Origin of the sequence: Pseudoalteromonas sp. P1-9, from assembly GCF_001399975.1 — a bacterium.
Lineage (GTDB): Bacteria > Pseudomonadota > Gammaproteobacteria > Enterobacterales > Alteromonadaceae > Pseudoalteromonas.
Window position 1 is genome coordinate 1 of sequence record NZ_LKBD01000067.1, and the last position, 8,827, is coordinate 8,827.

The 8,827-nt window shown below is 42.9% G+C and carries 7 protein-coding genes; all 7 read left to right on the forward strand.

Annotated elements, in window-relative coordinates; genetic code table 11:
• Positions 1 to 36 precede the first annotated feature (36 nt).
• The 7 genes from AN214_RS22590 to AN214_RS21180 all read left to right on the forward strand — a co-directional run bounded on the left by AN214_RS22590 (position 37) and on the right by AN214_RS21180 (position 8,548).
• On the forward strand, positions 37 to 438 hold the full coding sequence (locus AN214_RS22590) for a hypothetical protein (protein WP_152960833.1): 402 nt from the start codon (positions 37 to 39) through the stop codon (positions 436 to 438).
• Positions 439 to 594: 156 nt separating this feature from the next.
• The gene (locus AN214_RS21155; protein ID WP_010558239.1) at positions 595 to 981 is read left to right on the forward strand and encodes a BlaI/MecI/CopY family transcriptional regulator; all 387 of its coding nucleotides are present in this window, start codon (positions 595 to 597) and stop codon (positions 979 to 981) included.
• 3 nt (positions 982 to 984) lie between these two features.
• Complete coding sequence (locus AN214_RS21160; protein WP_054981531.1) at positions 985 to 1,947, forward strand: M56 family metallopeptidase; 963 nt, start codon at positions 985 to 987, stop codon at positions 1,945 to 1,947.
• A gap of 83 nt (positions 1,948 to 2,030) precedes the next feature.
• Positions 2,031 to 3,308 (forward strand): TolC family protein, encoded by a 1,278-nt coding sequence (locus AN214_RS21165; protein WP_054981532.1) that lies wholly within the window; start codon positions 2,031 to 2,033, stop codon positions 3,306 to 3,308.
• Positions 3,309 to 3,315: 7 nt separating this feature from the next.
• A complete protein-coding gene (locus AN214_RS21170; RefSeq protein WP_054981533.1) occupies positions 3,316 to 4,560 on the forward strand; it encodes an efflux RND transporter periplasmic adaptor subunit in 1,245 nt (414 codons plus the stop codon).
• A gap of 16 nt (positions 4,561 to 4,576) precedes the next feature.
• Complete coding sequence (locus AN214_RS21175; protein ID WP_054981534.1) at positions 4,577 to 7,687, forward strand: efflux RND transporter permease subunit; 3,111 nt, start codon at positions 4,577 to 4,579, stop codon at positions 7,685 to 7,687.
• A 189-nt stretch (positions 7,688 to 7,876) separates the two neighbouring features.
• Positions 7,877 to 8,548 carry a hypothetical protein gene (locus tag AN214_RS21180; protein WP_054981535.1) on the forward strand — a complete coding sequence of 224 codons (672 nt, stop codon included), beginning with the start codon at positions 7,877 to 7,879 and terminating at the stop codon, positions 8,546 to 8,548.
• Positions 8,549 to 8,827: the final 279 nt, after the last annotated feature.

An 8,827-nucleotide genomic window follows, 5' to 3' on the forward strand; every position in this document is an offset into this window, starting at 1 on the left:
ACTTAAATAGCTGATCATTCTAGCGGGTTAAATATCATGCTAACTGCGTTTGAATTTATCAATGTAGAACAACTACATAAGAAAAATTCCGCCTTGCTATCATTTCATTTATCCAGCGCTACCTCTGATCACATACTTAACAGAATTGGTATGGGCGGCCCAAGCTGGTATCTGTTTGCGCGTGCGCCTGAATTTATAATCGCCTCATCAAGGCAAGAAACTCTGCTTGCAGCTATTGGAACTACAATCGTCACATTGTTAATGACTGCATGCGCGATATTTGCATTCTCAGCAGTGGGAATTATTCGTAGAGTTCCTTTTTTAAAATCTGCGTTAGTTGTTATTGCTACGATAAGCATACTGCGTGGTTTACTCGGTTTTGCAATAGGCTTTTTTTCGCTGCATCGTTTTCAATCTTCCACTCACCAAAGCGTATAAAATTTAATAAATTCGCTTCAATTAAAAAGTCTGAAGGCATTTTAGTTAGACTTATTGCTACCTGTTTTTTAGCTACAGTAAAAAACCTATTGCAAATCGGTTTTACTGAATCTATTATACCGACTGTTAATCGGTTTTTAGTTTAAGGTGATCTCAATGAAACTCGGCGATTTAGAAAAGTTGCTTTTACACTACCTTTGGCAACACGGTTGCTCTGACGTAAAAACCGTGTTTGCTCACTTTGAAAATACCCGCGGTGGCAGTTTAAACACCTACCAAAGCACCCTTGAACGCCTCTACAAAAAAGGCTTGTTATCGCGCCACAAAGAGGGACATGCATTTCATTATAAAGCGCGCGTTGAGCGCCACGAGTTAATAGGACAACTAATAAAATCAGTAACCACTGACTTTGTTGGTGAAGATGATGGTAGTAGCCTAATTGCCGCATTTAGTTCGATGTCGTCAGAATTCAACGTTGAACAACTGGACAAATTAGAATCGCTGATCGAACAGCAAAAGTTAAAACTTAAGCAGCAAGGCTAAGTTATGAGCGCAGAACCCCTCACTTTATTGTTAAATGTATTAGCCATTGCCGTGGTGTGCTTTGTGCTGCATAACATTGCGGTATCTGCGTTTGTCACATTATTGAGTACGCGATTTTTAAAGTTACAGGTTAAATCTCGCAAAATCACCTTGTGGTTTTTAGCGACCTTACCTTGGTTTAGCGCCTTTTCGACTGCCGCCTATTTTGTTTACGCTGCCAATGGTCTGTCACCGTTTGAAAGTGCGTCAAGTATGGATCACTGGCATCATATCGACAGTTTTTCATGGCTCAGTTGGCACGGCGCAGTGACTACGTGTGCACTTGGTTTTTTGGCATACGTAATTAGCTCAAGATTACTAAAACTGCTTTCCCATCAACATGAAATTAAAAGCTTAATGGCACTTTCTCGTAAGCTTGATAACAACACGTTCGAAATAGATTCAAGTGACGCCGCAGCATTTACTGCAGGTTTTATCAGCCCTAAGTGCTTTGTTACTAAAGGCATGCGCGAGCAAATTAGTGAAACTGAATACCACATAGTAATGCAGCACGAACTTGCCCATGCAAACAAACGTGACCCATTTAAAAAATGGTTATTTGCCCTGCTCGCGGCGTTTTTTATACCAAACATTAAACAGCGATTAGTCCTACATATGACTTTAGCAATGGAGCAAGATGCAGACAACGCCGTGGTTTCAAACACTACTTCATCGCTCGATATTGCGGGCACCCTTGTAAAAGTAGCAAGACTAAATGCCACAGGCAGTACTCTTAAGAACACTGACATGGTGGCTAATTTTGGCGCCGATGTGCTAGAGCAACGAGTGTATTTTTTACTTGGTCAATTATCGCTAAAACCGGTTAATCACATGCTTATGATGCTGCTCGCAATTGCCGCATTTTTCCTATGCTTGACCTCAGTCGATAGCATTCACCACTTTATCGAAACCTTCACGAGTCACTAATTTTATGGACTTTAAAGGTATTTCTGCAAATTCAAAAAACCGATTAACAATCGGTATAAAGCCTAAATTTTAGGAGTGAGCATATGCTTATAAAATTTGTCACACATAAAAAACCGATTAACAGTCGGTTATTGATAGGGTTAAACCTTGTCGTTGCGAGTCTATTACTCGCACCAAAGGGTGCTAGCGCAAACGAAGTCGTGAGCTTAAAAACCGCCATCAGTAAGACCATACAAAACCACCCTGATTTAACGCCGCTAATGTATTTGCAGCAAGCAAATCAGGGGCTTATTCAACAAGCAGGGGTTGCAAGCCCAATTACCCTTGATGTAAGCGTTGAAGACGCGCTTGGCACTGGCGATTATCAGGGCTTTTCCAATAGCCAAACAAGTTTAAGTATTGCGTGGTTGCTCGATGGTGAGCAAGTGGATGCAAGAGTGAACCTGGCCAAACAACAAGGGCTAATTTATGCCGTTGAAAAAGAGGCCAAAGCGCTCGATTTAGCAGCCGAAACCGCCAATTTGTTTATTACCTTATTAGCGCAGCAAGCCCAGTTAAAGCTGGCGATTCTCGCGGAAAAGCAAGCTAACAAAGCCCTTCTAGAGATAACCAAACGAGTCGAGGCTGGCCGCGTAAACAGTATTGATAAATATCGTGCAAAGGCCGATTTAGCAAAACAAGCATTGGTAGTTGAAGACCTTTACTTTGAAATTGAAGCGACTAAATCACAATTGGCAGCCCAGTGGCAAGGCACGACTGAGTTTAATGTAACGGGCGATTTAACCCAATTACCTAATGCCCTTTCGCTGGAAAATGCCAAAGCACAATTAAAAAACACACCACGTTTTTCACTCTTTGCATCAAAACAGCGTGTAATCTCATCAGAAATTGCACTATCACAAGCTGAGAGCAAACCCGCTTGGCAAATCAATACGGGCATTACACGCGACCAAGCGCTTAATGACTTTTCACTGAGTGCTGGCGTTTCAATTCCGTTAGGTGGTGCGTCTCGTAGCGAAGGGAAAGTTGCATCGCTTAACGCCAATAAACAACAGCAAGCAGCCGAGGCAAAAGCCTGGCTTGCGCGTGCCCAAACACAAGCGCTGCTACTTAACCACAAGCTCACCCACAATACCCATATTGCCAGTGCGCTTGTAAAAGAATCACTTCCCGCCCTCGAAACAGCAAGTAAACAAGCCGAGCTTGCCTACCAGCAAGGGCGTTACCGTTACACCGATTGGTATGCAGTAAAACAAGAGTTATTACAAGCCCGATTGGAGCTGATACAAGCCTACACCAATATTCAACGATTCAATGTTGAACTTGAGCGCTTAACTGGCGCTAGCCTAACAATTAAGTGAGATTGCGATGAAATTATCAAATCTAATAAATGTATTTTTAGTGAGCCTATTACTCATTGTGCCAAATTTTGATGTGGTTGCCGGAAGCGACCACGACCACCAGCAAGATGATAGCGAGCACAGCGAAGCAGTTACGGGGCCTAACGGCGGGCGACTTTTCAAAACAGGTGACCTCTCATTGGAACTACAACTAGTTGAACAAGGAACAGCACCTGAATACCGCGTATTTGTAACAGATCACGAAAAAACAGTCGCACCCGTTGATGTGGACGTTACTGTCTCCCTTAGCCGACTAGGTGGCAAAAAAGACACCATTTCATTTAAACCAAATGGCGCTTTTTTAAAGGGCACGTCACCGATTAACGAACCTCACTCATTTAGCGTTGAAATAAGCGCCACTTATCAAGATAAAGTCTATGAGTGGCATTTTGATAATTTTGAAGGTCGCACCCAAATTGCCGCCCCCATTGCTAAGCAAATGGGCATTAACACCAATATCGTTGGGGCAAAAACCCTGACAAAAACTTTGCCCGTTTATGGCAAACTCGCGCTGCCAGCAGGGGCAAAACGCCAAATAAGCGCGCGTTTTGATGGTGAAATTACCAACCTCACTGCGCAGCTGGGTATGCAGGTGAAAAAAGGTGAGCACATAATGACCATTCAAAGTAACGACAGCTTACAAAGCTACCGCGTTATTTCACCAATTAATGGCATTGTAACTAAGCAAAACGTGGGGCTTGGTGAGCAAACAGCTGGGCGCAGTTTAATAGAAATCACCGATATGACTGAGCTAGTTGCAGAGTTGCAGGTTTTTCCGAATGATGCAGCAAACATCAGTCAAGGCGCAACAGTAAGCGTTAATGTAAATGGCTTAAACACGCCAATAAATACCACCATTAAAGACAGCCTTTTTTCAGTTGCTGACAATCAAGCAAAAACCTATCGTGCCTTTATCCCCAACCCCAATAACCAGCTGCAAGTAGGCCAATTTGTTAGCGCCGATATCACTCTTGAAAGCTTTACGGTGCCGATGGCAGTTGAGAAAAAAGCACTGCATGCGTTTCGTGATTTTAATGTGGTATTTGCCAAATTTGGCGACCAATTTGAGGTTCGCATGTTAACCCTTGGCCGCAGTAGCGGTGAGTGGGTTGAAGTGTTAAGTGGCATTGAAATTGGCAACGAATACGCCACCGACAACAGTTATATCTTAAAAGCCGACATTGAAAAGTCAGGCGCGTCACACGACCACTAAAAGTGAGTAATTACTTATGCTAGAGTCCATTTTAAAGTTCGCGATTGAGCGAAGTAAGTTAGTACTTGCAATGGTAATGTTAGTTGCAGCACTGGGGGCTTGGCAGTTTACTAAACTGCCCATCGATGCCGTTCCCGACATTACCAATGTTCAGGTCGTTATCAATACCGAAGTACCTGGTTACACCCCGCTGGAAGTTGAGCAACGCGTTACTTACGTGCTTGAAACTGCACTGGCTGGCGTGCCCAATTTAAGTTACACACGTTCTATTTCACGTTATGGTTTATCACAAGTAGTTGCCATATTTAGTGATGACACTGATATCTATTTTGCCCGCCAGTTAGTAAATGAGCGCTTGGTTTCGGCAAAATCTGAATTACCCTTTGGTGTAGAGCCAGAGCTTGGCCCGATTTCCACAGGGCTGGGTGAAATTTTTATGTTTACAGTTGATGCGATACCCGGTGCAACTAACCCTGATGGGAGCCTAATTACGGCAACCGATTTACGTACCGTGCACGACTGGATTATTCGCCCGCAACTTGTGCAAGTAGAAGGCGTTGTTGAAGTAAACCCCATCGGCGGCTTTGAGCGCGAAATTCAAATTGCTATAAAACCTGAAAAGCTGTTGGCGTTTGGCTTGTCGCAACAAGATGTGATTAATGCAATTGGCAGTCATAACCAAAACCGTGGTGCGGGTTTTATTGAACGCGATGGTTCGCAGTGGTTAGTGCGCATTCCCGGTCAATTAAGCGATTTAGCCCAGATTGAAAATGTACCTGTAACGAATTTGCAAGGTGCGATTATTCGCATTAAAGATGTAGCCGATGTGATTGAAGGTAAAGAACTACGCTCGGGTGCAGCCACGCAAAATGGCCATGAAGTGGTGCTCAGTACCGTCTTTATGTTAATTGGTGAAAACAGCCAAAAAGTGGCAAAAGATGTTGGCGAACGCTTAACAGAAATAGGTAAAAGTTTACCGCAAGGCGTAGTGATTAACCCTGCGTACGATCGCACAAAACTGGTAAATAAAACCCTCGATACCGTTAAAACTAATTTGCTTGAAGGCGCACTGCTAGTCATTGTTATTTTGTTTTTACTGCTCGGTAATTTTAGAGCGGCACTGATTACCGCGATGGTGATCCCATTTGCCATGTTAATGACAATTACAGGAATGGTACAAAGTAAAGTAAGTGCTAACTTAATGAGTTTAGGCGCGCTCGATTTTGGCCTACTGGTTGATGGCGCAATTATTATCGTAGAAAACTGTATGCGCCGCTTGAGCCAAGCACATAATGGTCAAAACACAGCGCAGCCCTTGCCATTAAACGAGCGTTTAGCCTTGGTGTTTGATGCCACCCGTGAAGTGATCCGCCCTGCCCTATTTGGTGTGTTTATTATTACCGCAGTGTATTTACCTATTTTTGCCCTAACCGGCGTGGAAGGCAAAATGTTCCACCCGATGGCGATGACAGTCGTAATTGCCCTAGTGAGTGCCATGGTTTTATCAATTACCTTTGTGCCTGCGTGTATTGCCCTGTTATTTAAAAAGCCAGTACAAGAAAAAGAAAATATCGTAATGAAGGCAAGCACTGCGCTTTATCAGCCAATCTTAACCTTTGTGTTAAAAATGCGTTGGTTAGTTGTTGGCGCTGCACTCGCGCTTATGGCATTTGCTGGTGTTATGAGTACCCAGCTCGGCAGCGAATTTGTACCTAATTTAGATGAAGGTGACATTGCTATGCATGCCATGCGCATACCGGGGACCTCACTTTCTCAATCGATTAAAATGCAAGAACTGTTAGAGCAAAAAATTGCTGAAAAAGCCGAAGTGTTAAGTGTATTTTCAAAGATTGGTACGCCCGATGTGGCCACCGACCCTATGCCACCAAGCGTTGCAGATGTCTTTATTATGCTAAAACCGCGTGCTGAATGGCCAAACCCAGCAAAGCCAAAAACCCAACTAGTAGCCGAGCTTGAGCAAATAGTTGAAACCATTCCAGGTAACCGTTATGAGTTTTTGCAACCAATTCAAATGCGCTTTAATGAACTACTTTCGGGTGTACGCTCTGAGCTTGCGATTAAGGTATTTGGCGATGATTTTGATACCCTTGCGATTGTTGGAAAGCGCATTGAAAGTGCTATTGAAAACGTTGCTGGCATTCGCGATGTGCAAGTTGAGAAAATTAAAGGCTTGCCCATTTTAACCATCAATCCAATTGATCATATGTTAGCGCGATACGCTCTAACCAAAGCCGATTTACAACAGCAAATCGCCATTAGCATGGGCGGCGTGGATGTTGGTAAATTTTATCAAGGAGACCGTCGTTTTGATATTGTTGTGCGTTTGCCCGATGAAAAACGCCGTGATATCGATAATCTTAAACACCTACCCATTACCTTAGCCAATGGCGATTATGTTCCGTTGTCAGAAGTAGCAAGCATTGAAAAAGTAAACTCGGCAAATCAGGTTAACCGTGAAAATGGTAAACGCCGCATCGTGGTAACAGCCAATGTGCGTGGCCGCGATTTGGGCGGATTTGTTAAAGATGTGCAAATGGCGATTGAAAAAAATGCTGATATTCCAGCAAGCTACTGGGTAGAATACGGCGGTACATACCAAAAACTACAATCAGCAACCAAGCGTTTAACCTTAGTTGTACCCTTAACCTTAGCGATTATTGTGGCGTTATTGTTAATCGCTCTTGGTTCATTTAAAGATTCAATGATTATCTTCAGCGGTGTGCCACTGGCACTCACTGGCGGTATTTTCGCGCTATTCCTGCGAGATATTCCGTTTTCAATCTCGGCTGCTGTGGGCTTTATTGCCCTGTCTGGTATAGCAATTTTAAATGGCTTAGTAATGGTATCGTTTATTCGTGAGTTAAGAGCCAACCAACTTGGCTTAAATGACGCCATTATTACCGGGGCGCTAACGCGATTACGCCCGGTACTGACCACCGCACTTGTTGCCTCGCTTGGCTTTATTCCAATGGCACTTAACACTGGCATTGGCTCAGAAGTGCAAAGGCCGCTTGCGACTGTGGTTATTGGCGGGGTGATTTCATCCACCTTGCTAACTCTTTTTGTTTTGCCAGCGCTTTATTGCATATTGCATAACAAGAACTGACTATAAATATGCTATGCCCTCTATTGAGGGCATCTTTGCGCCTAGCCTATAAACGTAAGAATCTGTAATGAATTTAAATACTTTCTTACACAAGACTAACGTATTTATTGCCTTCTTCACGCTTTTTAAACTAGCACTATGTTATTATCGCGCTAGGTTTTTTTGGGGTAGATTGAAAGTAGGCATATTATGATTAAAAATTCAGGGAAGGTAGCACTTATTGTAAGTGCGCTGTGTTTTGGGGCAATTGGCTGTAGTGATTCAATCACAGATGATTTAGACGATGCATTAACCCATGAAGCAGAGTTTTCGTTTATCAATGCAATGGATTACAGTGTTGACTTTCATTTGCAAAAACGCACCATCACTGCAGGTTCAAGTGGCTTATTTGATAGTAAAAACCGCGTAGCTGGTAATGTTCAAGTTAATGGTTATTCAAGCGAATATAACTATGACTTCCCAGCGGTAATGAACATTGTCAACATTGGTATGCGCTCAGCTATGAGCAGTCAAAATGAAGTAAAAATGCATACAACGTTAAGCGACGATGACGAACATTGGGTTATTGCTTGGCAAAATGGTGTTGAAAAACACATCACCTTACTTAAGAAAAAAGAGCGTGATAACGCCAACACTTTCAACGTACGCATTTTCGCTAATGGTGTTTACCCCGTTACGTTAAAAGGTAGCCAAGTAATGACCACTGAACGCGGCAAAATATCTGACTTTTTAACCCTAGATAATTGTGCACTCGACTTAACCATTAATGGCCGCGCCATCGATTTATGCACTGGTGACTTTGGTGAGTCTTACTTGCTGGTTGTAAATAGCGACGGCAAGCAAGTGTTAGTCGAAGAATAACGACGCGAATAAATAAACGCTAAAAAAACCGATGCACCTGCATCGGTTTTTTCATTTGTACAACATTAAAGCGTGTTGCCCTTTGCGCTCTAGAATCAACCATTCGACAATAACACAATTCATTCATCACTCCATAAAACCAAATATCACTGCAATTAGCCAAACATCACAAAGCAGCAGAATACCCATCTCAATCGCCTATTATTTAACTCAAGCAACACGCTTTACTCACACTTAAATAGGAAATTGAACAATGAATACATCAAACGCAATCGAGAT